General features: G+C 73.8%; 24 protein-coding genes. 19 read left to right on the top strand and 5 right to left on the bottom strand.

Going from position 1 to position 22,554, the window contains the following annotated elements; genetic code table 11:
• Positions 1-234: 234 nt before the first annotated feature.
• Positions 235-1,290, top strand: a complete 1,056-nt coding sequence (locus IE140_RS03950; RefSeq protein ID WP_189460058.1) for a hypothetical protein — start codon at positions 235-237, stop codon at positions 1,288-1,290.
• Between the two features lie 9 nt (positions 1,291-1,299).
• Here the strand turns inward: IE140_RS03950 and IE140_RS03945 are convergent, their stop codons facing one another.
• A complete protein-coding gene (locus IE140_RS03945) occupies positions 1,300-1,983 on the bottom strand; it encodes a TetR/AcrR family transcriptional regulator (protein ID WP_150198618.1) in 684 nt (227 codons plus the stop codon).
• Between the two features lie 62 nt (positions 1,984-2,045).
• Between IE140_RS03945 and IE140_RS03940 the strand changes: the two genes are divergently transcribed.
• The 3 genes from IE140_RS03940 to IE140_RS03930 all read left to right on the top strand — a co-directional run bounded on the left by IE140_RS03940 (position 2,046) and on the right by IE140_RS03930 (position 4,509).
• The gene (locus IE140_RS03940) at positions 2,046-2,672 is read left to right on the top strand and encodes a class I SAM-dependent methyltransferase (RefSeq protein ID WP_150198616.1); all 627 of its coding nucleotides are present in this window, start codon (positions 2,046-2,048) and stop codon (positions 2,670-2,672) included.
• A 140-nt stretch (positions 2,673-2,812) separates the two neighbouring features.
• Positions 2,813-3,163 (top strand): YciI family protein, encoded by a 351-nt coding sequence (locus IE140_RS03935; RefSeq protein WP_030798833.1) that lies wholly within the window; start codon positions 2,813-2,815, stop codon positions 3,161-3,163.
• Positions 3,164-3,279: 116 nt separating this feature from the next.
• Entirely contained in the window at positions 3,280-4,509 is a 1,230-nt protein-coding gene (locus tag IE140_RS03930) for an RNA polymerase sigma factor (protein WP_189460158.1), read from the top strand.
• Positions 4,510-4,519: 10 nt separating this feature from the next.
• Here the strand turns inward: IE140_RS03930 and IE140_RS03925 are convergent, their stop codons facing one another.
• Complete coding sequence (locus IE140_RS03925) at positions 4,520-5,068, bottom strand: hypothetical protein (protein WP_229826679.1); 549 nt, start codon at positions 5,066-5,068, stop codon at positions 4,520-4,522.
• A gap of 174 nt (positions 5,069-5,242) precedes the next feature.
• Complete coding sequence (locus IE140_RS03920) at positions 5,243-5,947, bottom strand: hypothetical protein (RefSeq protein WP_229826678.1); 705 nt, start codon at positions 5,945-5,947, stop codon at positions 5,243-5,245.
• A gap of 162 nt (positions 5,948-6,109) precedes the next feature.
• On the opposite strand from IE140_RS03920, the gene IE140_RS03915 reads away from it, so the two are divergent.
• From IE140_RS03915 to IE140_RS03870, 10 genes are all read left to right on the top strand, one after another.
• The gene (locus tag IE140_RS03915; RefSeq protein WP_150194734.1) at positions 6,110-7,516 is read left to right on the top strand and encodes a BTAD domain-containing putative transcriptional regulator; all 1,407 of its coding nucleotides are present in this window, start codon (positions 6,110-6,112) and stop codon (positions 7,514-7,516) included.
• Between the two features lie 129 nt (positions 7,517-7,645).
• Positions 7,646-9,019 (top strand): M14 family metallopeptidase, encoded by a 1,374-nt coding sequence (locus IE140_RS03910; RefSeq protein ID WP_109179804.1) that lies wholly within the window; start codon positions 7,646-7,648, stop codon positions 9,017-9,019.
• A 109-nt stretch (positions 9,020-9,128) separates the two neighbouring features.
• Complete coding sequence (gene glmS, locus IE140_RS03905; protein WP_093440504.1) at positions 9,129-10,976, top strand: glutamine--fructose-6-phosphate transaminase (isomerizing); 1,848 nt, start codon at positions 9,129-9,131, stop codon at positions 10,974-10,976.
• A 35-nt stretch (positions 10,977-11,011) separates the two neighbouring features.
• Positions 11,012-11,380: a holo-ACP synthase gene (locus IE140_RS03900; RefSeq protein ID WP_012379449.1), complete on the top strand. Its 369-nt coding sequence runs from the start codon at positions 11,012-11,014 to the stop codon at positions 11,378-11,380.
• Between the two features lie 75 nt (positions 11,381-11,455).
• Positions 11,456-12,904, top strand: a complete 1,449-nt coding sequence (locus tag IE140_RS03895; RefSeq protein ID WP_100558958.1) for an NAD(P)H-hydrate dehydratase — start codon at positions 11,456-11,458, stop codon at positions 12,902-12,904.
• Between the two features lie 9 nt (positions 12,905-12,913).
• On the top strand, positions 12,914-13,303 hold the full coding sequence (locus IE140_RS03890) for a DUF488 domain-containing protein (RefSeq protein WP_150194736.1): 390 nt from the start codon (positions 12,914-12,916) through the stop codon (positions 13,301-13,303).
• A 60-nt stretch (positions 13,304-13,363) separates the two neighbouring features.
• The gene (alr, locus tag IE140_RS03885; protein WP_150194739.1) at positions 13,364-14,536 is read left to right on the top strand and encodes an alanine racemase; all 1,173 of its coding nucleotides are present in this window, start codon (positions 13,364-13,366) and stop codon (positions 14,534-14,536) included.
• The gene (locus tag IE140_RS03880) at positions 14,533-15,786 is read left to right on the top strand and encodes an alpha/beta fold hydrolase (RefSeq protein ID WP_150194741.1); all 1,254 of its coding nucleotides are present in this window, start codon (positions 14,533-14,535) and stop codon (positions 15,784-15,786) included. Before alr ends, IE140_RS03880 begins: the two co-directional genes overlap by 4 nt.
• Positions 15,755-16,324, top strand: a complete 570-nt coding sequence (gene tsaE / locus IE140_RS03875; RefSeq protein ID WP_150194743.1) for a tRNA (adenosine(37)-N6)-threonylcarbamoyltransferase complex ATPase subunit type 1 TsaE — start codon at positions 15,755-15,757, stop codon at positions 16,322-16,324. Before IE140_RS03880 ends, tsaE begins: the two co-directional genes overlap by 32 nt.
• Positions 16,325-16,458: 134 nt before the next feature.
• Positions 16,459-16,674, top strand: a complete 216-nt coding sequence (locus IE140_RS03870; RefSeq protein WP_150194745.1) for a hypothetical protein — start codon at positions 16,459-16,461, stop codon at positions 16,672-16,674.
• A 20-nt stretch (positions 16,675-16,694) separates the two neighbouring features.
• Here the strand turns inward: IE140_RS03870 and IE140_RS03865 are convergent, their stop codons facing one another.
• Positions 16,695-17,288 carry a hypothetical protein gene (locus IE140_RS03865; RefSeq protein WP_176725654.1) on the bottom strand — a complete coding sequence of 198 codons (594 nt, stop codon included), beginning with the start codon at positions 17,286-17,288 and terminating at the stop codon, positions 16,695-16,697.
• 134 nt (positions 17,289-17,422) lie between these two features.
• Here IE140_RS03865 and tsaB point away from each other — a divergent pair, with 134 nt between their 5' ends.
• From tsaB to IE140_RS03840, 5 genes are all read left to right on the top strand, one after another.
• Positions 17,423-18,070, top strand: coding sequence for a tRNA (adenosine(37)-N6)-threonylcarbamoyltransferase complex dimerization subunit type 1 TsaB (tsaB, locus tag IE140_RS03860; RefSeq protein ID WP_075268353.1), 648 nt, complete (start codon positions 17,423-17,425; stop codon positions 18,068-18,070).
• 29 nt (positions 18,071-18,099) lie between these two features.
• Positions 18,100-18,585 (top strand): ribosomal protein S18-alanine N-acetyltransferase, encoded by a 486-nt coding sequence (gene rimI / locus IE140_RS03855; protein ID WP_032779492.1) that lies wholly within the window; start codon positions 18,100-18,102, stop codon positions 18,583-18,585.
• A complete protein-coding gene (gene tsaD / locus IE140_RS03850; protein WP_150194747.1) occupies positions 18,585-19,709 on the top strand; it encodes a tRNA (adenosine(37)-N6)-threonylcarbamoyltransferase complex transferase subunit TsaD in 1,125 nt (374 codons plus the stop codon). Before rimI ends, tsaD begins: the two co-directional genes overlap by 1 nt.
• Positions 19,706-19,975, top strand: a complete 270-nt coding sequence (locus IE140_RS03845) for a hypothetical protein (protein WP_032763889.1) — start codon at positions 19,706-19,708, stop codon at positions 19,973-19,975. The genes tsaD and IE140_RS03845 overlap by 4 nt, the downstream gene beginning before the upstream one ends.
• Positions 19,976-20,088: 113 nt before the next feature.
• Positions 20,089-20,553 (top strand): VOC family protein, encoded by a 465-nt coding sequence (locus IE140_RS03840; protein ID WP_100559908.1) that lies wholly within the window; start codon positions 20,089-20,091, stop codon positions 20,551-20,553.
• Positions 20,554-21,245: 692 nt separating this feature from the next.
• Here IE140_RS03840 and IE140_RS03830 read toward each other — a convergent pair.
• Positions 21,246-22,532, bottom strand: coding sequence for a class I SAM-dependent methyltransferase (locus IE140_RS03830; RefSeq protein ID WP_150194750.1), 1,287 nt, complete (start codon positions 22,530-22,532; stop codon positions 21,246-21,248).
• Positions 22,533-22,554: the final 22 nt, after the last annotated feature.

Here is a 22,554-nt window from a genome sequence, read left to right as displayed (position 1 = left end):
TGATCACTGGAGAAATAACCCAACCCAACCCCCCCGGGTTGACCTCTGCGGGTCCCGGTCAGCTCGGGGGAGGCGCGATCACTCACATGGGTGAAGTGTGCTAACCGAGCTGGATTTTGGCCCTGTTGGCGGGCATATGCTCACGCTGACCACCACACCAGACATGAGACGGCCCCCGGCCGGGACTGGCATCCCGACCGAAGGCCTCACCACCAAGGAAGAGACCACTTCCCGATGGATACCCAGCAGGTTAGCGCTCCCTCGCGCGCCCCGTCCGCCGGAGTCGTACACATCAACATCCGGCTCACCGACGGCTACACGATCATCTCCAACCGGCTCTCCCAGCACCGGGGCATGTCCCTGCTGGCGATCGGCGTTGGCACCCACATCCAGTCGCTGCCCGACGGGCGACGCGTCGGCGTCAAGGCGCTCGCCGAGCGCTTCCCCGAGAGCGAGGTCCGTATCGCCGCCGCGCTGCGGGAGCTGGAGGAGCACGGGTTCCTGCGCCGCACCCGGGTGCGGGCCGGGGGCGGGAAGCTCGCCACGCGTACGGAGTCGTACAACCACCCGGAGGCGGCGGCCCGGGGGCGCGTGCGTGCGGCTGTGGCTGCGCCCGTGGTTCCCGCTGTGGCTGCGGCTGCTCCTGTGGCTGCCGCTGAGCCTGTGCCTGTGCCGGTGGCTGTCCCTGAGCCTGTGCCCGTGGCTGCCGCTGAGCCGGTACGCGTACCTGTGCCGGAGCCTGAGCCCGTACGCGTAGCCGTACCCGTGCTGGAGCCGGCGCCCGCACGCGTAGCCGCACCTGAGCCGGTGCCCGTGCCCGTGCCTGTTGACCCCGTCCCCGGTCCCCGCCTCGTGCCGACCCCCACCGCTCCCCGTAAGCCCCGCCTGCCGCTGCCCGCTCCGCAGCAGCCCACCGAAGCCCTGTACGCGGCTGCGGCCGATCTGCTCGCCGGGCTCCCCAAGACCGCGCCCCTGTTCCTCCTCTCCGAGGAGGACGTACGCGGGCTCGTTCCCGGGGTCGCCGCCTGGCTGGAGCGCGGAGCGCGGCCGGATGCCGTACGGGCGGCGATCACGGATGATCCGCCCGCTCCCCTCCGGCATCCCGCCAAACTGCTGCGGCACCGGCTCGCCACGCTGCTCCCGCCGCCCCTGCCCGCCGCCGTGCCCGTCGTCCCGCTCCAGAACTGCGACGACTGCGACCGGGCCTTCCGGTCGTCCGTGCCGGGGTGCTGCCGAGGGTGCCGCGACGCGCGTGCGTACGCCGACGAGCCCGGCCTGATCAGCGCGTGAGGCGGCCGGTCAGTCGTCCGGGCCGGCCGTCTGCTCCGGGGCCTCGCAGAGCTGGGCCAGCAGGGCCGCGCGGGCCCATGCCTCCCAGGCTTCCGGGGACCAGCCCCGGTCGCGGGTGAAGATCAGGTACAGCTCGGGGCTGAGCAGCCCGTACAGCAGGTCGGCGGCGCGGGCGGTGCCGACGTCGGGGCGGGCGTCGGGCTTGGAGGTCAGCACCTCCGCCGCGGCGTGCTGAACCGTGTAGCGCGGGTCGGGGTCGGCCGGCCACTGCGCGGCGATCTCCGGGTCCGTGGCCGCCGCGGCCGCGATCAGCGGGATGACCGGGGCGACCCGGCCGAGGATGTCGCGCACGCCCCGCACGTGGGCGCGCAGTTGTCCGGCCGCGGTCGGCTCGGCGCACGCCGCGCGGAACCAGTCGCGGTCCATCGTGGCGACCGGTTCGACGTCGCCCGCGATCGCCGTGTCGACGACGTCCTTGAACAGCGTGCGCTTGTTCCGGAACACGAAGTACACGGTCTGGACGGCCACACCCGCGCGATCCGCGACCTCCTGAAGGCTGGTCGCCCCGTACCCCTGCGCCACGAACAGCTCCAGCGCCGCCGCGACGATCTTCTCGCGGGTGCGCCGCGAGCGCTCGTCCCTCTTGCCGGGGCGTTTGGCGTGCTGTCCGTCGGAACCCTTGACCGCGTCCATTGCGGGAGTCTATCTATAGAGTCAGACACTAGAGTCGAACTCTAATCTTTTGGAGGGTCGCGATGAGTGAGCACGGGACTGCTGCCGAGATCGAGCAAGAGGCCTTCGTCCGAGGTGTGCTGGAGGGCTTCTACCGGGACGGCAAGCCGCCGTGGGACAGTGGCGTCACGCCGCCCGAGCTGGTGGCCCTGGTGGAGGGGCCCGGCTCTCCGGCGCCGGGTCGGGCCCTCGAACTCGGCTGCGGCACCGGCACCAACGCGGTGTACCTGGCACGGCACGGCTGGCGGGTGGCCGCCGTCGACCTGGTCGAACTCGCGGTCCGGCAGGCCCGGGAGAAGGCCGACGCGGCCGGAGCGGACGTCACTGTGCTGTGCGGGGACGCCACCCGGCTCGACGAGCTGGGCGTGCCCGGCCCGTACGACCTGTTCTTCGACCTGAGCTGCTACTGCGGGATCCCGCCGCACCGCCGTGACGCCTACGCGTCCGGCCTCACCAGGCGTGCCGCGCCCGGTGCGCGCTTGCTGATGTTCGGGTACGGGCCCGGCGCGTTCGACGACGCGTGGTCCGGCGTGACGGCGGACGAGCTCCGCGCGAGGTTCACCGGGTGGGAACTGGCCGACGTGACACCCGGGACGAACCCGGTCCCCACCTTCTGGTTCACGCTGGTGCGCGAGTCCGCCCTCGCGTGAGCGCCCGGCGAGCGGGCGGAAAAGATTCCGGTGGCGTGTCGATCGCGGCCTGTCCCGTTCGTCGTCATGGTGTAAGCAGCCCCGAGGGCTGGGACCACAGGGGACCGGACAAGGGTTCCGACAGGCGACAGGAGCCGATCATGAAGTACATGCTGCTGATCCACAGCGGGGCCGTCGACGAGCAGGGCGGCGCGCCCCAGTGCACCGTCGAGGACTGGATGGCCTACGACAAGGCCGTCCGCGATGCCGGGATCCACGTCTCCGGGGAGTCGCTGGCCGACCTGGTCACCGCGACCACCGTGCGGGTCTCGCCCACGGGGGAGCGGACCGTGACGGACGGGCCGTTCGCCGAGACACGGGAGCTGCTGGGCGGGTTCCTCGTGATCGACGTACCCGACCTCGACGCCGCCCTCGACTGGGCCGCACGCTGTCCCGGCTCGCGCGACGGCGGCGCGGTCGTCGTCCGGCCGGTCGCGGACTTCGGGGCCTGAGAGCCGTGGCGGGCGAGGACGTCCCGCCGGCCGGCGAGGGCGACTCGGCGGGGGAGGGCCTTCCGGCGGCCGGGGAGGGCGCTGCGCTCGGCGAGGGCGCTGCCGCCGGGGAGGCCGTGGGCGCCGTCGAGGCGGTGTTCCGGGAGGAGCGCGGGCTGCTGCTCGCCTCCCTCGTCCGCCGGTTCGGGGACCTCGACCTGGCCGAGGAGGTGACGTCCGAGGCGATCGAGGCGGCCCTGCGCCACTGGCCCGCCGAGGGTGTCCCCGCCCGCCCCGGGGCCTGGCTGCTGACGACCGCGCGGCGCAGGGCCGTGGACCGGCTGCGGCGCGACCGGGCGTACGCGGCCCGGCTCGCCGTCCTCCGGGCCGACGCGGAACGGGAGGAGACCGTCGCGCCCGCGGCGGACAGCGCCGGGGCCGCTGAACTGCCCGACGAACGGCTTCAGTTGTTCTTCACCTGCGCCCACCCGGCCCTCGCCGCCGAGGACCGTACCGCCATCACCCTGCGCTGCCTCGCCGGGCTCACCACACCGGAGGTGGCCCGCGCCTTCCTCGTGCCGACGGCGACCATGGCCCAGCGCATCGTGCGGGCGAAGAGGAAGATCCGTGAGGCCCGGATCCCGTTCCGGGTGCCCGGACCCGACGAGCTGCCGGAGCGGCTGCCCGGGGTGCTCCAGGTCGTCTACTCGGTGTTCACCGAGGGGTACGCGGCCAGCTCCGGCCCCCGTCTCCAGCGGCTCGACCTGGCGGGAGAGGCGATCCGCCTCGCCCGGATACTGCGCCGCCTGCTGCCCGCCGAACGAGAGGCCGCCGGACTCCTCGCTCTGCTGCTCCTCGTCCACGCCCGGCGCGACGCGCGGACGGGGCCGGAGGGCGAGCCGGTGCTCCTGGAGGAGCAGGACCGGGGGCGCTGGGACCGGGCGATGATCGAGGAGGGCCGTGACCTGGTGGTCCGGGCGCTGACCGGCGGACCGGCCGGGCCCTACGGGGTGCAGGCGGCCATCGCCGCCCTCCACGACGAGGCGGCGGACGTGGAGTCCACGGACTGGGTGCAGATCGTGGCCCTGTACGACGTCCTGCTCACCCTCACCCCGTCCCCCGTGGTGGCGGTGAACCGCGCCGTGGCCGTGGCGATGCGGGACGGGCCGGGGGCCGGGCTCGCGCTGCTGGACGCGTTGTCGGGGGAGCCGAGGCTGCGCGCGTACCCGCCGTACGCGGTGGCCCGGGGGGATCTGCTGACCCGGCTGGGGCGGGCGGGGGAGGCGGCGGCCGCGTACCGGTCGGCGCTGGAGTCGGCGGGCACCGAGCCGGAGCGTGCGGCGCTGCGGCGGAAGCTGGGGGAGTAGGGGCTCTGTATCAGTCGATCCGGGCGCAGAGGCTGTCCGTCCTGACCGCCGGACCGGCCACCGTCTTGGTGCCGGTGGGGCTGATGCCGATCGTGTACGCCCCGTCGACGACGTACAGGCCCCGGGCCAGGCTGCCCTCGCCCACACCGACCAGGACCGGGCCGAGCACCCGCCAGAACTGGGCCCCGGAGGCGTACACGTCGACCAGCGCGGTGCCGCTCACGTCGGCGTCGTAGTGGGCTCCGGTCTCCTTGTTCGTCACCCGGATCACGAGGTCGCCCTTGTAGGCGGTCCGGGTCACGCCCTCGGCGGGCGGGGGCAGTTCGCGGCGGACCACCTCGTCGACGATCGGTTCACCGTGGACCGGGAACGCGCACCGTTCGCCCGCCGGGACGTCCCAGGGTGCGGAGGGGGCCGGCTCCCAGCCGGAACCCTGGGTGGTCGCGGACGGGGCCGCCGTCGCGGGGGCCGTGCCGAGTGCGAGTGCCAGCACGGTCACGCACGCCGTACCGAAAGCCGTACCGGCCGTACCAGCCGTGCCGAGAACGTTTTTACGCATGAGAACTCCCCGATCGTCCGTCCGGCAGGCCGTGACCCCGGCCTGCCGGACGATGATCCGCCGGGGCGCTCACCAAACGCTCACCACGGGGGTGTCGCTCGCCGGTGAGGTCAGCCCGGCCTGCTGGCCGGCGAGAACGTCCGTGGCGGAAGTCGGAGGTGGCGGGGAACCCGCTCAAAGAGTCCCGGGCGGCAGGAGTCCTCTGGTGAGCGAGAACGCGGATGTCGCGGTCTCCAGGAGCGCGTTGACGCGGCTGAGGATGCGGTCGACCCGGGCCGGGTTCTCTTCCTGGACCGCCTCCGCCAGATCGTCGGCGTATTCCTGAGCCCGTACGCCCTCCGAGGGTTCCGCGGCGCGGGCGTCGGTGCGGAGGGCTTCGACCAAGTGCTGGTGGGAGACGTCGTGCCGGTCCGCCCGGTGACCGTAGCCCGACTGCGCCACCCCATGGGCACTGTTGATGTTCGCCGCCACGAATCCGCCGGGTGACGCCGTAATGCTCACCGAGTCCGCCATCATGAACCTCCTCCGGTACTCGTTCCAGCCCCTGCGCGTGGGGAAGTACACGGCACGGCTCCAACCACGCACGCTGATCAGCTTGTGCTTGAGCGGCTCCGCAAGGATGAGCGTGGCGTCGCCCCGGTTCCACCCCTGCTCATCGAAGTGTCCCTGCATGTCCACGTCGGATCCGGGGCCCTTCGCCCTACGGCAGATCTCCCGGAACACCGCCTTCTCCAAGTGCTCGACCTGAGCCGGACGGATGGTCGGAGGCGGCAGCCGCCAGTTGCGGAATCCGTTGCGTGCCGCCCGGAGACATGCGTAGGGAACGAGCACGAGGAGGACGAGCACGACCAAGAACGCGAAGTCCTCCACCAGCTCCACTCCCTCACCTGGACAGCAGTGCCCAAACCTCATAAATATTAGGTGAGTTGAGGGTAGGTGGGAACGGGTCGGATCCTCAGGCCGAATCCGGTCGAGCTGGAGGCGCGCCCTGCAGCCCCCTGGGGGTGGCCCCGCGGGCGGGTGCGGCCGGATGCTTTCCCGATGGAATTCCAGTTGCTCGGACCGTTCGCCGGCCTTCACCGTGGCCGCCCCGTGCTCACCGGTCTCCGGCGTCAGGAACGGTGTCTGCTGGCGGTCCTCGCCCTGGAAGCGGGCCGGGCCGTGCCGACCGGGCGGCTCATCGACCTGCTCTGGAACGGCGAGGCTCCGCCCGGGGCCCGGTCCACCGTGCACACCTACATCGGCCGGCTGCGGGCCGCCCTCGGGCCCGACGGCGTACACGTGGAGACGCGGAACGACGGGTACCTCCTCCGCCCCGACGGGCACGTGATCGACGCCCGGGCCTTCGAGGACGGCGTACGGGAGGCCGCGGCGGCCGTGGGTGACGAGGAGCGGGTGCGTCACTACGACCGGGCGTTGGCGCTGTGGCGGGGCGAACTGCTCGCGGACGTCGCGGACGTGGCCCTGCGCGACCGGATCGGCCAACGGCTCGCCGCGCTGCGGCTGTCGGCGGCGGAGGAACGCGCCCGGCTCCTGCTCACGCTGGGGCGGCACGAGCAGGTCGCCGCCGAGCTTCCCGCGCTCGCCGAGGAGCACCCCGAACGCGAGCGCCTCGTCGCGGACAGCATGCTCGCCCTGCACCGCAGCGGGCGGTCCGCCGACGCGCTGCGCCTCTACCGGTCCGTGTCCGGCACCCTGCGGTCGGCCTTCGACGCCGAGCCGGGGCGGGACCTGCGGACCCTGTACGACCGGGTACGCCGGGACGACCCGGCGCTGCGGCGGGCCGAGGCGCCCACGTACGCCGTGCGGGTGCGGGGGGAGTGGCTGCCACTGAACACCGGCGGGGACCCCGCCCTGGAGTTCTGCAACACCTACGCCGGGTGGGGCGGCGAGCGGCTGCCCGGTTCGGAGTGGCTGCGCGGCTACCGCACGCTCGCGGTCTGGGCCGGGCACCTGGACCTCCTCGACGACCGTACGGTCACCCGGCTGCTGCGGAGGGCGCAGGAGCGGCCGGAGGAGGCGAGCGGGGTGCTGGCGGGGGCGCGGGAGTTCCGGAGCGCGTTGTACGGGTGCCTCGTGGACGAGCCGGGAGCGGGTGAGAGCCGTGACGGGGGCGGCGGGGCCGAGGGGCGTGCCTCGGGCTGTGGCGGGAGCGGCGGCCGGGGCCGTGACACGGCCTTCGCCCGGGTCGCCGAGGTGGTCCAGGAGGCCATGCGCCACGCCGCCTTCGTGCGGGGCGACGACGGCCTCGCGCGCTGGAACCCGCACCCGGATTCCGGGCTCCGGATGCCGCTGCACGCCGTGGCCCAGCGCGCCGCCGACCTCCTCGCCGACCCCCGCCGCCTGACCGTCCGCGCCTGCCCGGGGAAGGGCTGCGGGTGGCTCTTCCTCGACACGGCCGGCCGGCGGCGCTGGTGCAGCTTGGGGGTGTGCGGGAGGGCCGGGTGAGTGAGGGGCGAGGGGCGGCCGGGTGAATCATGGCCGGAACCCCATTCTTGACCGGCTCATGACATGGCTCCATTCTGTGCCCGTCGCACAGCTCCACCCCCCACCCCGACGGACCCAGGAGATGCCAGCATGCGACTCGTCACCCCACGGACCTCCCGGCCGAGAACCCGGCCGGCGAGGACCCGCCGCAACGCCGCCCTAGCCGTTCTGCTCGCCCTCGGCCTCGCGGCCCCCGCGACCGCCGTCGCCACCGCCGAGCCCTCCGCCCCGAACGCGGCCGTCGCCGCCGACGAGCGGGTGCTCCAGTACGAGATCGCCGGGCGCACCACCCCCGCCGCCCGCACCGACATCGCCCGCGCGGGCGTCTCGATCGACGAGGTGCACGACCACGGCGTCGTGATCACCGCGGACGCCGCCCAGGCCAAGAAGCTGCGGGCGCGCGGGCACACCCTGGAGGCCCTGCCCGCGCCCGACGCCCATGCGCACGCGCACGGGGCGGAGGATGCCGGCGTCCAGGACTTCCCGCCCGCCGACTCCCGCTACCACAACTACGCCGAGATGACGGCGGCGATCGACGCCCGCATCGCCGCGAACCCCTCGATCATGAGCAAGCGGGTCATCGGCAAGACGTACCAGGGCCGGGACATCATCGCGGTCAAGGTCAGCGACAACGTCGGCACCGACGAGGCCGAACCCGAGGTGCTGTTCACCGCCCACCAGCACGCGCGCGAGCACCTGACCGTCGAGATGTCGCTCTACCTGCTCCGCGAGTTCGCCGCCGGCTACGGCACCGACTCCCGGATCACGCAGGCGGTCAACGGCCGCGAGCTGTGGATCGTGCCGGACATGAACCCGGACGGCGGCGAGTACGACATCGCCTCCGGCTCGTACCGCAGCTGGCGCAAGAACCGGCAGCCCAACTCCGGCTCCAGCGCGATCGGCACCGACCTCAACCGCAACTGGGCCTACAAGTGGGGCTGCTGCGGCGGCTCCTCCTCCAGCCCGTCGTCGGACACCTACCGCGGCCGGGCGGCCGAGTCCGCGCCCGAGACGAAGGTCGTGGCGGACTTCGTGCGCAGCCGGGTGGTCGGCGGGAAGCAGCAGATCACGGCGGCCATCGACTTCCACACGTACAGCGAACTGGTGCTGTGGCCCTTCGGCTACACGTACAACGACACCGCCCCCGGCATGACCGCCGACGACCGCAACGCGTTCGCGGCCGTGGGGCAGAAGATGGCGGCGAGCAACGGCTACACCGCCGAGCAGTCCAGCGACCTGTACATCACCGACGGGTCGATCGACGACTGGCTGTGGGGCTCGCAGAAGATCTTCGGCTACACCTTCGAGATGTACCCGAGCTCGTCCTGGGGCGGCGGCTTCTACCCGCCCGACGAGGTCATCGAGCGCGAGACCTCCCGCAACCGGGACGCGGTGCTGCAACTGATCGAGAACGCGGACTGCATGTACCGGTCGATCGGCAAGGAGGCGCAGTACTGCTCCTAGACCCGCGAGGGCCAAGGACCGGAACAGTGGGCCCGCGCCCGGCGGTGTGACATGCCGTCGGGCGCGGCCCGCCCTGCCGTGGAGCCGCTTCCGGCCTTATGGTGCCGCTATGTGCGGAATCGTGGGTTATGTCGGTATGCAGTCGGCGCAGGACGTCGTCGTCGCGGGACTCAAGCGCCTCGAATACCGGGGCTACGACTCGGCGGGTGTCGCCGTTCTCGCGGACGGCGGGCTCGCCGCCGCGAAGAAGGCGGGCAAGCTCGTCAATCTGGAGAAGGAGCTGGGCGACCGGCCGCTGCCGGCCGGGCGGACCGGGATCGGGCACACCCGGTGGGCGACGCACGGGGCCCCCACCGACGCCAACGCCCATCCGCATCTGGACAACGCGGGCCGGGTCGCCGTCGTGCACAACGGGATCATCGAGAACTTCGCGGCCCTGCGGCGCGAGCTGACCGGGCGCGGGCACGCCCTGGAGTCGGAGACGGACACCGAGGTCGTCGGGCATCTGCTGGCCGAGGCGTTCTCGGCGGGCGGGGACCTCGCGGACGCCATGCGGCAGGTGTGCCGGCGGCTGGAGGGGGCCTTCACCCTCGTCGCCGTCCACGCGGACCAGCCGGACGTCGTCGTCGGCGCGCGGCGCAACTCACCGCTCGTCGTGGGCGTCGGGCAGGACGAGTGGTTCCTCGCCTCCGACGTCGCCGCCTTCATCGCGCACACCCGCTCCGCGATCGAGCTGGGCCAGGACCAGGTCGTCGAGCTGAGCCCCGAGGGCGTCACCGTCACCGGGTTCGACGGGGAGCCCGCCGACGTACGGGAGTACCACGTCGACTGGGACGCCTCCGCCGCCGAGAAGGGCGGCTACGCCTCCTTCATGCTCAAGGAGATCGCCGACCAGCCCCAGGCCGTCGCCGACACCCTCCTCGGCCGGGTCGACGGCGAAGGCGCGCTCCACCTCGACGAGGTCCGCATCCCGGACGTCGAGCTGCGCGAGGTCGACAAGGTCGTCATCGTCGCCTGCGGCACCGCGTTCCACGCCGGGATGATCGCCAAGTACGCCATCGAGCACTGGACCCGGCTGCCCTGCGAGACCGAACTCGCCAGCGAGTTCCGCTACCGGGACCCGATCCTCGACCAGCGCACCCTCGTCGTCGCCATCTCCCAGTCCGGCGAGACCATGGACACCCTGATGGCCCTGCGGCACGCCCGCGAACAGGGCGCCAAGGTGCTCGCGATCTGCAACACCAACGGCTCGACGATCCCGCGCGAATCCGACGCCGTGCTCTACACGCACGCCGGACCCGAAGTCGCCGTCGCCTCCACCAAGGCCTTCCTCACCCAGCTCGTCGCCTGCTACCTCGTCGCCCTCTACCTCGGCCAGGTGCGCGGCACGAAGTGGGGCGACGAGATCCGTACGGTCGTGCGTCAGCTCTCCGCGATCTCCGCCGAGGTCGAACGCGTCCTCGCCACCATGGAGCCCGTCCGCGAACTGGCCCGCTCCCTCGCCCACCACGACACCGTCCTCTTCGTCGGCCGGCACGTCGGCTATCCGGTCGCCCTGGAAGGCGCGCTCAAGCTCAAGGAACTCGCCTACATGCACGCCGAGGGGTTCGCGGCGGGCGAGCTCAAGCACGGGCCCATCGCGCTCATCGAGGAGGGCCTCCCGGTCGTCGTCATCGTCCCCTCACCGCGCGGGCGTTCCGTCCTCCACGACAAGATCGTCTCCAACATCCAGGAAATCCGGGCCCGGGGCGCGCTCACGATCGTCGTCGCCGAGGAGGGTGACGACGCCGTCGTCCCGTACGCCGACCACCTCATCACCGTCCCCGCAACGCCTACGCTGCTTCAGCCGCTGGTCGCCACCGTGCCGCTCCAGGTCTTCGCCTGCGAGCTCGCGACGGCCCGCGGCAACGAAGTGGACCAGCCGCGCAATCTGGCGAAGTCCGTGACCGTGGAGTGAGCGAGTGAGCAAGTGAGCGAACGAGGGTGGGGGCCGTGATCATTGGGGTCGGCATCGACGTGGCCGAGATCGAGCGGTTCGGCGCCGCGCTGGAGCGTACGCCCCAGCTGGCCGACCGGCTCTTCGTCGGGAGCGAGCTGACGCTGCCGAGCGGCGAGCGGCGCGGGATCGCCTCGCTCGCCGCCCGGTTCGCCGCGAAGGAGGCCCTGGCCAAGGCGCTCGGCGCACCGGGCGGGCTGCTCTGGAGCGACGCGGAGGTCTGGGTCGAGGAGAGCGGGCAGCCCCGGCTGCGGGTCAGCGGCACGGTCGCGGCCCGCGCCGCCGAACTGGGCGTACGGGGCTGGCACGTCTCGCTCAGCCATGACGCGGGGGTGGCCTCGGCGGTGGTGATCGCGGAGGGGTGAAGCCTCCCTCCCGGATCGGCCCGCCACGCCCGGCCACGCTGGCGTCCCGCCCCCCGATCGCGGAGGGTTGGACCCATGCGACGTGCCTACAGCGTGGAGACCGTACGGGCCGCCGAGGCCGCCCTCATGCAACGCCTGCCCGAGGGCGCCCTGATGCAGCGCGCCGCCGCCGGGCTCGCCGCCGCCTGCGGCGATCTGCTGCGGCGCAACGGGCGGGTGTACGGGTCCCGGGTCCTGCTCCTCGTCGGCAGCGGCGACAACGGCGGCGACGCGCTGTACGCGGGCGCCCGCCTCGCCCGCCGGGGCGCGGGCGTGCGCGCCCTGCTGCTCGCCCCCGACCGGGCCCACCCCGGCGGGCTCGCCGCGTTCCGTGCGGCTGGGGGACAGGTCGTCGACGGGCCGGACGGGCTCGGCGTGCTCGACCTCGTCGTGGACGGCATCACCGGGATCGGCGGGCGCGGCGGGCTGCGCGAGGACGCCACCGAGCTGGTGCACACGGTGACCCGGGACCGTACGCCGGTGATCTCCGTCGACCTGCCGAGCGGGGTCGAGGCCGACACCGGGGAGGTGCACGGCGAGGCCGTCCGCGCGGATGCCACCGTCACCTTCGGGACGTACAAGCCGGGCCTCCTGATCGACCCGGCCGCCGAACACGCGGGCGCCCTGCGGCTGGTGGACATCGGGCTCGGGCCGGAACTGCCCGAGCCGCCGGACCTGGAGGCGCTCCAGTACGCGGACGTGGCCGCGCTGCTGCCGGTGCCGGGCGCGGAGAGCGACAAGTACCGGCGCGGCGTCGTCGGTGTCGTCGCCGGGTCCGAGCGCTACCCGGGCGCCGCCGTCCTCGCCGTCGCGGGCGCGCTGCGCGGCGGGGCCGGGGCCGTGCGGTACGTCGGACCGGGCGCGGACGCGGTGATCGCCCGGTTCCCCGAGGCGCTGGTGCACGCCGGGCCGCCGTCGAAGGCCGGGCGGGTGCAGGCCTGGGTGGTCGGACCCGGGCTGGGGGACGGGCGGGCAGCGGAGGCCGCCGTCGCCGATGTGCTCGCCGCCGATGTGCCGGTGCTCGTCGACGCGGACGGGCTGCGGCTGCTGGACGCCGAGACCGTACGGACCCGGACCGCCCCGACCGTCCTCACCCCGCACGCGGGGGAGGCCGCCGCGCTGCTCGGCACGGCCCGCGAGGAGGTCGAGTCCGGGCGGCTCACCGCGGTGCGCGAACTGGCCGCCCGCTACCGCGCCACCGTGCTCCTCAAGGGCTCCACCACCCTGATCGCCGAGGCCCGCGACACCCCCGTCCGGGTCAACCCGACCGGCACGGCCTACCTCGCCACGGCGGGCAGCGGCGACGTCCTCTCCGGGCTCACCGGCTCCCTGCTCGCGGCCGGGCTCGCTCCGCGCGACGCCGCGTCGGTGGGCGCGTATCTGCACGGGCTCGCCGCCCGGCACGGCTCGGACGGGGCCCCGGTCTCCGCGCAGGACGTCGCCGACGGCATCCCGGCGGCCTGGCGCGACGTGCGGGCGGGGTGAGCCGGGGAGATGGTGGAGAGCGTGAGCGAATCCGTACGCGTACGCAGGGCCTACGACCCGGTCGAGGACGCCGACGGCACCCGGGTGCTGGTCGACCGGCTCTGGCCCCGGGGCGTCTCCAAGGAGCGGGCCGCCATCGACGTATGGCTCAAGGACGTCACGCCCTCGGACGAGCTGCGCTCCTGGTACCACCACCACCGTGCGGACCGGCACGAGGAGTTCGTCGAGCGCTACCGCACCGAGCTGGACGACACCGCGCACACGGAGGCGGTCGAACGGCTGGTGGGGCTCGTGCGGGGCGGCGGGCCCGTCACCCTGGTCACCGCCGCCAAGGACGTCGCCGACAGCCATGTGCCCGTGCTGGTCGACCACCTCCGGCATGTGATGAAACGTACATAAGTCCGGATACCGGCGTGCGCTGCCGGGGACGCGGCCGGGGCCTCTGAGACACTGGGCGCGATGAACGAGACAGCGTCCCTGAGAGCCCGTGCCGAGATCGACCTCGCCGCGCTGCGCGCCAATGTGCGCGTCCTGCGCGAGCGGGCTGCCGGTGCGCAGCTCATGGCCGTCGTGAAGTCCGACGGGTACGGGCACGGCGCGGTGCCCTGCGCGCGGGCCGCGCGGGCCGCCGGGGCGACCTGGCTCGGCACCGCGACCCCGCACGAGGCGCTCGCGCTGCGGGCGGCCGGACTCGACGGCCGGATCATGTGCTGGCTGTGGACGCCCGGCGGGCCCTGGCGCGAGGCGATCGAGGCCGACATCGACGTATCGGCCGGCGGCATGTGGGCGCTGCGCGAGATCGTCGCCGCCGCCGAGGCCGCCGGCCGCCCGGCCCGCGTCCAGCTCAAGGCCGACACCGGCCTCGGCCGGGGCGGCTGCCAGCCCGCCGACTGGCCCGAACTGGTCGGCGCGGCCCGCGACGCCGAACGGGCCGGACACCTCCGGATCACCGGACTCTGGTCCCACTTCGCCTGCGCCGACGAGCCCGGCCACCCCTCGATCGCCGCCCAGCTCGCCGTCTACCGCGACCTGGTGGCGTACGCCGAGAAGGAGGGCGTGGATCCCGAGGTGCGGCACCTGGCCAACTCCGCGGCCACGCTCACGATTCCCGAGGCGCACTTCGACCTCGTCCGGACCGGCATCGCGATGTACGGCATCTCGCCCGCCCCCGAGCTGGGCACATCGGCCGAGCTCGGGCTGCGCCCGGTGATGACGCTCGCCGCGGCCGTCGCCCTGGTCAAGGACGCCCCGGCCGGACACGGCGTCAGCTACGGCCACCACTACACGACTCCCGCCGACACGACCCTCGGCCTGATCCCTGTCGGCTACGCGGACGGCGTCCCGCGCCACGCCTCCGGCAGCGGGCCCGTCCTGGTCGGCGGGAAGGTACGCACGGTCGCGGGCCGCGTCGCCATGGACCAGTTCGTCGTCGACCTCGAAGGCGACCGGCCCGAGGCGGGCGCGGAGGCGGTGCTGTTCGGGCCGGGGGACCGGGGTGAGCCGACCGCGCAGGACTGGGCGGAGGCCGCCGGCACCATCGCGTACGAGATCGTCACCCGCATCGGCGCCCGGGTGCCCCGCGTGTACGTGAACGAGACGGCCGACGAGGTGACCGGGGGCGTGCCGCGGTGAGCGAGAGCAGCGCGGAGGCCGTGGTGGCCGCGGCCGCGAACGCGGCGGGAGCGGCCGGTGCGGCGAACTGGCGGCGGGCCGGGATCGCCGGCGCCGCGATAGGGGTGCTCGCCGCCGGTGCGGCGGCCGGGGTCGCCGTCGAGCGGCTCACCGTCGGACGCGGCATGCGCAAGAAGGCCCGCCTCGCGCTGGACGCGACCGGGCCCTACGGCTCGCTGCGCGGCACCCCGGGCCGGGCCGTCGCGGACGACGGGACCGAGCTGTACTACGAGGTCGACGAGGTGGAGGCCACGCCGGCGACGGCCGACGAGAGCGCCTCCTCCGGCACGCGTCGCCGCCGGCTCTTCGGGCGCAAGGCCCCCGCCCCGGTCACCGTCGTCTTCAGCCACGGCTACTGCCTCGGCCAGGACTCCTGGCACTTCCAGCGGGCCGCCCTGCGCGGCCTGGTCCGTGCCGTCTACTGGGACCAGCGCAGCCACGGCCGCTCCGGGCGAGGCCGGTCCCAGGCGGACGGGGTGCCGGTCGGCATCGACCAGCTCGGCCGCGATCTGAAGGCGGTCATCGACGCGGCGGCGCCCGAGGGCCCGCTGGTGCTGGCCGGGCACTCCATGGGCGGCATGACGATGATGGCGCTGGCCGACCAGTACCCGGCGCTGATCCGGGACCGGGTCGCCGCCGTCGCCCTGATCGGCACCTCCAGCGGCAAGCTCGGCGAGGTGAACTTCGGGCTGCCGACGGCGGGCGTGAACGCGGTGCGCCGGGTGCTGCCCGGCGTGCTGAAGGCGCTGGGGTCGCAGGCGGAGCTGGTGGAGAAGGGGCGGCGGGCCACCGCGGACCTCTTCGCCGGGCTGATCAAGCGGTATTCGTTCGGGTCCCGGGACGTCGACCCGGCGGTCGCCCGGTTCGCGGAGCGGCTGATCGAGGCCACCCCGATCGACGTGGTCGCCGAGTTCTACCCGGCGTTCACCGAGCACGACAAGAGCGGCGCGCTGCCCGGGTTCCGGGAGGTGCCCGTGCTGATCCTGGCCGGGGACAAGGACCTGGTGACGCCCAGCTCGCACAGCGAGGCCATCGCGGACGTCCTGCCCGACGCCGAGCTGGTGATCGTGCCGGACGCCGGGCACCTGGTGATGCTGGAGCACCCGGAGACCGTCACGGACCGGCTGGCCGACCTGCTCGTACGCAGCGGCACGGTGCCGGCCGCTAACGTTGGCGGACATGGAAGCACCGCACAACAGCCCGGCCGCTGAGACCGTTCCCGAGCCTGCCGGGGCGACCGATCCCGACGCCGTCGGGGCCGTGCCCGAGGCCGTCACCGTGACGCTCACCGTCACCTCCCCCGAACAGATGCAGGACCTCGGCCGCCGCCTGGCCGGGGTGATGGCCCCCGGCGACCTGGTGATGCTCACGGGCGAGCTGGGCGCCGGGAAGACCACCCTGACCCGCGGCCTCGGTGAAGGCCTCGGCGTGCGCGGCGCGGTCACCTCGCCCACCTTCGTCATCGCCCGCGTCCACCCCTCGCTGGTCCAGGGCCCGGCTCTGGTCCACGTCGACGCGTACCGCCTGGGCGGCGGGCTCGACGAGATGGAGGACCTGGACCTGGACGTGTCGCTGCCCGAGTCGGTGGTGGTCGTGGAGTGGGGCGACGGCAAGGTCGAGGAGCTCTCGGAGGACCGGCTGCGGGTCCTCATCGACCGCGCGACCGGCGACACCGACGACGAGCGGCGCGAGGTGACCCTGGTGGGCATCGGGGCGCGCTGGGCGGGGCTGCGGGAGGCGCTGGCGTAACGCCTCGGGGGTGGCCTTCCCGACAGGGTGTCGGTAAATTGTTGCGCGGGAGACCGTGGTCATGGTCACATGGGCACGAGGTGTGGTTAGGCTTACCTAACCGCGCCCTCCACCGGAGCCCCCAGGAGGCATCCATGCCGACGCCCGAGCGCGCAGCGCGACCGCAGCCGCGAACGACTCCGTCCGCCCCGTCCGTCCTGTCGATGAAAGACCTGCTGGCCTCGTGCGCCGCGGCCACCGCGGTCTCCACCCCGCCGAGCGACACCACGGGGGCCTGTGAAGCCTCCGGCGCGCCGGACCGGGACGGGGGCGGCGGCCACCCGGACGCCGTCCGGCCCCACGCGGCCTGAGCGAAGCGCGAGCCCGACGGCTACGGGACGACGACGACCTTCGCGCCGATCGTCGCGAAGGTCCACATCGCGTCGCCGTCCGCGCGCTTCATCCGCACGCCGCCGGTCTTCGACGTCGGGTCCGGGCTGGCCATCGAGCCGTCCTGCGCGGCGCTGAAGCCGATCGCCACGTTGTCCACGTTCGCGAAGCGGACCACGTGCTCGATCGGGACGCCGTCCGAGCCCTGGACCGTGCCGGAGCGCGAGGTGACCTTGTGGACCCCGGGCGGCGGGCTGACGGGGCTCGGCATGACCGTGAAGGTCCGGATCGACCTGTTGTCCTCGTTGACCAGCCACACCCGGCGGTCCTTCAGCGCGTACACGACGCGCTCGCCCTTGCCGGACGCCGCCGGGACGGCCAGCGGATCGGCCGGCTCCGGCTTGGCGGAGGGCTTGGCCGGGGCCGTCGCGGAGGTCTTCGGGCCCGGCGAGGAGGCCACCGAGTCGGGGGCGTTGGCCGAGGCCTGGTAAGCGAGGAAGGCGACCGCGGCGACCGCCGCGGCGGTGAGCCCGGCCACGATTCCCGAGCTGCTCCTTGCCACCTGAACTCCCCTTTCGGCGGCCGTCTGCCGCATGTCGTACAAGCGTTTACGTCGTACCCGCGGATACCCGGTGACGGTAGCAGCAGCGCGGGTGCGGGCCGGGACGCCGTACGGGCGCCGTAACGCCGTCGGCGGAGCCGTAGGCTGTTTGTGTGCTCTTGCTCGCCATGGATACCGCCACCCCCGCCGTCACCGTCGCCCTGCACGACGGCACGTCCGTCATCGCCTCCTCCGGACAGGTCGACGCCCGCAGGCACGGGGAGCTGCTGCTGCCCGCCGTCGACCGGGTCCTCGCCGAGGCCGGGACGAAGCTCGACGCCGTGACGGGCGTGGTCGTCGGCGTCGGCCCCGGCCCGTACACCGGTCTGCGCGTCGGCCTGGTCACCGCCGCCACCTTCGGCTCCGCCCTCTCCGTACCGGTCCACGGCGTGTGCACCCTCGACGGGATCGCGTACGCCGCGGGGCGGGACGGCCTGGAAGGGCCCTTCGTCGTGGCGACGGACGCCCGCCGCAAAGAGGTGTACTGGGCGCGGTACGAGGACGCCCGCACCCGTACGGGCGAACCCGCCGTCGACCGGCCCGCCGACATCGCCGAGGCCGTCGCCGGGCTCCCCGTCGTCGGCGCGGGCGCGAGGCTCTACCCGGAGTCCTTCCCGGACGCGCGCGGCCCCGAGCACGTGGCCGCCGGGGCGCTCGCCGCGCTCGCCGCCGAACGGCTCGCCGCCGGGCAGGAGCTGCTGGAGCCGCAGCCGCTCTATCTGCGCCGGCCCGACGCCCAGGTCCCGAAGAACTACAAGGTGGTCACCCCCAAGTGAGCGCCGCCGCCACCGCCGTCCTGCGCCGGATGCGCTGGTGGGACATCGAACCGGTGCTGGAGCTCGAACACGCGCTGTTCCCGGACGACGCCTGGTCGCCCGGCATGTTCTGGTCCGAGCTGGCCCACGCCCGCGGCCCCGGCGCCACCCGCCACTACGTCGTCGCCGAGGAGCCCGCCACCGGGCGTATCGTCGGATACGCGGGGCTCGCCGCCCTCGGCGACCTCTCCGACGTCCAGACCATCGCGGTCAGCCGCGAGGCCTGGGGCACCGGCCTCGGCTCCGAACTCCTCACCGACCTGCTGAAGGCCGCGACCGCCTTCGAGTGCGCCACCGTGCTGCTGGAGGTCCGGGTCGACAACACCCGGGCGCAGAAGCTGTACGAGCGCTTCGGCTTCGAGCCGATCGGCTTCCGGCGCGGCTACTACCAGCCGGGGAACATCGACGCCCTGGTCATGCGCCTCACCCTGCACGAACACGCGACCGACAACGCACCAGAGACCGGGACTGAATGATGGCTGCCGACGAACCCCTCGTACTCGGCATCGAGACCTCCTGCGACGAGACCGGCGTGGGCATCGTGCGCGGCACGACCCTGCTCGCCGACGCCGTCGCCTCCAGCGTCGACACCCACGCCCGCTTCGGCGGCGTCGTCCCGGAGATCGCCTCCCGCGCCCACCTGGAGGCGATGGTCCCCACCATCGAGCGCGCCCTGAAGGAGGCGGGCGTCAGCGCCCGCGACCTCGACGGGATCGCCGTCACCTCAGGACCCGGGCTCGCCGGAGCCCTCCTCGTCGGCGTCTCGGCCGCGAAGGCGTACGCGTACGCCCTCGGCAAGCCGCTCTACGGGGTCAACCACCTCGCCTCGCACATCTGCGTCGACCAGCTGGAGCACGGCCCGCTGCCCGAGCCGACGATGGCCCTGCTGGTCAGCGGCGGCCACTCCTCCCTGCTCCTGGCCCCCGACATCACCGCCGACGTCCGCCCGCTCGGCGCGACGATCGACGACGCGGCGGGCGAGGCCTTCGACAAGATCGCCCGCGTCCTGGACCTCGGCTTCCCCGGCGGCCCGGTCATCGACCGGCTGGCCCGCGAGGGCGACCCGAAGGCCATCGCGTTCCCGCGCGGTCTGACCGGGCCGCGCGACGCCCCGTACGACTTCTCCTTCTCCGGGCTGAAGACGTCCGTGGCGCGCTGGATCGAGGCGAAGCGCGCGGCGGGCGAGGAGGTGCCCGTCCGGGATGTGGCGGCGTCCTTCCAGGAGGCCGTGGTGGACGTGCTCACCCGAAAGGCGGTCCGGGCCTGCAAGGACGAGGGCGTCGACCACCTGATGATCGGCGGTGGCGTCGCGGCCAACTCCCGGCTGCGGGCCCTGGCCCAGGAGCGGTGCGAGCGGGCCGGGATCCGGCTGCGGGTGCCCCGCCCGAAGCTCTGCACCGACAACGGCGCGATGGTCGCGGCGCTCGGCGCGGAGATGGTCGCCCGCAACCGGCTCCCCTCCGACCTGGAGCTGTCGGCGGACTCCTCGCTGCCGGTGACGGAGCCGCACGTGCCGGGGGCCGCGCACGCCCACGCCCACTCGCGCGCACACGACCACGATCACGTGCACGAGATCAGCAAGGACAACCTGTACTCATGAGCGGCCCGGCCATCGTCCTGATGTGGGAGGCCCGCGCCACCGAGGGCCGGGGCGGCGAACTCCTGGAGTGGGCCCGCGCCCGCTCCGCCGAGCTGCCCGGCGAGCCCGCCCGCCGCGAACTGCTGCGCGCCCCGCAGGACCGGGTGCTCGTGATGACCTGGTGGCCGGACGCCTCGTACGGTGACGACCTCCCCGAACTCCCCGAGCCCGACGCCGACCTGATCACCCGGGCCGTGCACCGGTGGCGGTTCGAAGCGGTGGAGTGAGGCGCGGGATTCCCTCGCGTGTCCGATGAGTTCCGGCGGCGGGCCCGGTCTACCTTCCACGACGTCCGGACCGCCCGGCCCGGACGTGTGGACGGCCCGAAGAGGTGAAGGTCATGCAGAAGATCACCCCGTGTCTCTGGTTCGACGGTCAGGCCGAGGAGGCGGCCGAGCACTACGTCGCGATCTTCGGCGGTGACTCCCGGATCCTGGACACCACCTACTACGGCGACGAGGCACCCGGCCGGACGGGCTCGGTGCTCACGGTCGCCTTCCGGCTCGCGGGGCAGGACTACACGGGGCTCAACGGCGGACCGCAGTTCCCCTTCACCGAGGCGATCTCGCTCTCCGTCGACTGCGCGGACCAGGCCGAGGTGGACCGGTTCTGGGACGCGCTCTCCGAGGGCGGCGAGGAGGGCCAGTGCGGCTGGCTCAAGGACAAGTTCGGGGTGTCCTGGCAGATCGTGCCGAACGAGCTGCCGCGCCTGCTGGCCGACCCGGACCCGGCCAAGGCGGGCCGGGCGATGAAGGCGATGCTCGGCATGCGGAAGCTGGACATCCAGGCCCTGCGCGACGCCTGACCGAGGGCCCCGGGGCCGGATCGGTAGTGTTCTGCGCATGCCACGCCGTGCCCCGCTCCCGCCTCCCCCTCCGCCCGTCGAGATCCGGTCCTGGCCCGACCGCGAGGCGATGCTCGCCGACCGGGCCGTGGTCCTGGGCGAGCTGGTGAAGATGCACGTGGGGCCGGGGCGGCTCGGGCTGCTCTGGATGTGGGCGGCGCTCGCCGCGACCGGCTGGAGCGTGGTGGGCTCGGGGATCGTCTTCATCGAGCAGGGGTCCGACTTCTTCAGCGGCATCGCCGGAGTCGTCAGTCTGGTCGTCGGCGCGGCGGTCCTGATTCCGGCCGTCGTCTTCGCCTGCCTGGGCATCTCCCGGGACCGCGAGGTCCGTTCGCTCCTCGACGCGTGGGGCGCGCTCGACCGCGACCCCGAGCGCGACCGGCGGCTGCGGATGCCCGGGACGAGCCTCACCTGGCTGCTGCTGTCGTTCGTCCTGGGCGCTACGGGGCTCGCTCTCTGCGTCATCGGGCCCGCGAGCGCACGGCCGGGCCGCGAGACGTACGGGCTGGTCGCCCTGATGATGGGCGTCGGCATGGTCGCCTGGCTGACCGCGCTGGTCGGCGGGGTGACCGCCCTGGCCCACCGCCGCTGGGTGGTGCGCGTGCTCATGCTCGGCGGCAGCGGTACGGGCACGGGGGCCGGGTCCGTACCGGTCAGCCCAGCGGATGGCCGATCAGCATCGTCGGGGCACCCGCGACCCGCGTCAGGAACACCGTCGCCGCGTTCGGACCACTCAGCTTCATCCGCCGTCGCAGCTCCTCCGGTTCGACCGCCGAACCCCGCTTCTTGACGGTCAGCACGCCGACCTGACGCTCCCGCAGCAGCGCCTTCAGCCGCTTCATGCTGAACGGCAGCTCGTCGGTGATCCGGTACCCGGCGGCGTACGGCGAGGAGAACGGCTCGTCGCTCGTGATGTACGCGATCGTCTCGTCCACCAGCCGCCCGCCGCACCGCTCCACGAGGTCCGCGACCAGATGGGCCCGGATCACCGCGCCGTCCGGCTCGTACAGATAGCGCCCGACCGGGCCCACCGGCGGCGCCGGCAGCGGTGCCGGGGCGCTCAGGGTCGCCCCGGACGGCAGCAGGGTGGCCCGGAACGAACCGGGTGCGATGCCCTCGCCGTACCAGAGCACGGCCTCCTTCACGTCCCCGCCGTCCGAGATCCACTCGGCCTCCGCCTCCGGGCCGATCGCCTCGTGCGGGATGCCCGGGGCGATCTTCAGCGCCGCCCTGGGGGCCTTCAGCGCGGCGGCCGTGGCCCAGGACAGCGGCGGTGAGTACGCCTCCGGGTCGAAAATCCGCCCGCCCGTCGCCCGGCCACCGCCCCTGCCCGACGCGCTGCGCGCGGCCCCTCCTCTTGCGCCGCGCCGGGCCGGGTCCACGAAGACCGCGTCGTACGGGGCCGTGTCGATCTCCGTGACGTCGGCGCACCGCACCTCGATCAGCTCCCCGAGCCCCAGCGCTTCCGCGTTGGCGCGGGCCACCTCGGCGGTCAGCGGGTCGCGGTCCACGGCGAGCACGGAGATCCCGGCGCGGGCCAGGGCGATCGCGTCGCCGCCGATCCCGCAGCACAGGTCGGCCACGCTCCGCACGCCGAGTCCGGCGAACCGGGCGGCGCGGTGGGCGGCGACCGAGGTGCGGGTGGCCTGCTCGACCCCGTTGGGCGTGAAGTACATCCGGTACGCGTCCTCGGCCCCGAACTTGGCGACCGCCCGCTGCCGCAACCGGGCCTGGCCCAGGGCCGCCGACACCAGCTCCGCCGGGTGCGCCCGGCGCAGCCGGGTCGCGGTGGCCAGCTCGTCGGCCGGGTCGTGGTCGCGCAGCTCGGCCAGCAGCTGTTCGCCCTCGGGGGTGCGCAGCGCGGCGAAGGCGGCGCGGGCGGGGTCGTCGGCCGAGGAAGCGGAGGAGGCGGAGGGGGTCGTTGCGTTCACCCGGTCCATTGTGGGCCAGGCCGGGCGCCCG

The sequence above is a fragment of the Streptomyces parvus genome, assembly GCF_014648875.1.
Taxonomy (GTDB): domain Bacteria; phylum Actinomycetota; class Actinomycetes; order Streptomycetales; family Streptomycetaceae; genus Streptomyces; species Streptomyces parvus.
This window is presented reverse-complemented; position numbering and strand designations above follow the sequence as displayed.

Coding starts and splice junctions, on each gene's coding strand:
- rimI (WP_032779492.1), top strand. CDS start 18,100: ATGCGCTGGTGGGACATCGAACCGGTGCTGGAGCTCGAACACGCGCTG.
- IE140_RS03940 (WP_150198616.1), top strand. CDS start 2,046: ATGAGTGAGCACGGGACTGCTGCCGAGATCGAGCAAGAGGCCTTCGTC.
- IE140_RS03915 (WP_150194734.1), top strand. CDS start 6,110: ATGGAATTCCAGTTGCTCGGACCGTTCGCCGGCCTTCACCGTGGCCGC.
- IE140_RS03845 (WP_032763889.1), top strand. CDS start 19,706: ATGAGCGGCCCGGCCATCGTCCTGATGTGGGAGGCCCGCGCCACCGAG.
- IE140_RS03925 (WP_229826679.1), bottom strand. CDS start 5,068: ATGCGTAAAAACGTTCTCGGCACGGCTGGTACGGCCGGTACGGCTTTC.
- IE140_RS03830 (WP_150194750.1), bottom strand. CDS start 22,532: ATGGACCGGGTGAACGCAACGACCCCCTCCGCCTCCTCCGCTTCCTCG.
- IE140_RS03945 (WP_150198618.1), bottom strand. CDS start 1,983: ATGGACGCGGTCAAGGGTTCCGACGGACAGCACGCCAAACGCCCCGGC.
- IE140_RS03870 (WP_150194745.1), top strand. CDS start 16,459: ATGCCGACGCCCGAGCGCGCAGCGCGACCGCAGCCGCGAACGACTCCG.
- alr (WP_150194739.1), top strand. CDS start 13,364: ATGAACGAGACAGCGTCCCTGAGAGCCCGTGCCGAGATCGACCTCGCC.
- tsaD (WP_150194747.1), top strand. CDS start 18,585: ATGGCTGCCGACGAACCCCTCGTACTCGGCATCGAGACCTCCTGCGAC.
- tsaE (WP_150194743.1), top strand. CDS start 15,755: ATGGAAGCACCGCACAACAGCCCGGCCGCTGAGACCGTTCCCGAGCCT.
- IE140_RS03890 (WP_150194736.1), top strand. CDS start 12,914: ATGGTGGAGAGCGTGAGCGAATCCGTACGCGTACGCAGGGCCTACGAC.
- IE140_RS03950 (WP_189460058.1), top strand. CDS start 235: ATGGATACCCAGCAGGTTAGCGCTCCCTCGCGCGCCCCGTCCGCCGGA.
- glmS (WP_093440504.1), top strand. CDS start 9,129: ATGTGCGGAATCGTGGGTTATGTCGGTATGCAGTCGGCGCAGGACGTC.
- IE140_RS03865 (WP_176725654.1), bottom strand. CDS start 17,288: ATGCGGCAGACGGCCGCCGAAAGGGGAGTTCAGGTGGCAAGGAGCAGC.
- IE140_RS03895 (WP_100558958.1), top strand. CDS start 11,456: ATGCGACGTGCCTACAGCGTGGAGACCGTACGGGCCGCCGAGGCCGCC.
- IE140_RS03910 (WP_109179804.1), top strand. CDS start 7,646: ATGCGACTCGTCACCCCACGGACCTCCCGGCCGAGAACCCGGCCGGCG.
- tsaB (WP_075268353.1), top strand. CDS start 17,423: ATGGATACCGCCACCCCCGCCGTCACCGTCGCCCTGCACGACGGCACG.
- IE140_RS03840 (WP_100559908.1), top strand. CDS start 20,089: ATGCAGAAGATCACCCCGTGTCTCTGGTTCGACGGTCAGGCCGAGGAG.
- IE140_RS03935 (WP_030798833.1), top strand. CDS start 2,813: ATGAAGTACATGCTGCTGATCCACAGCGGGGCCGTCGACGAGCAGGGC.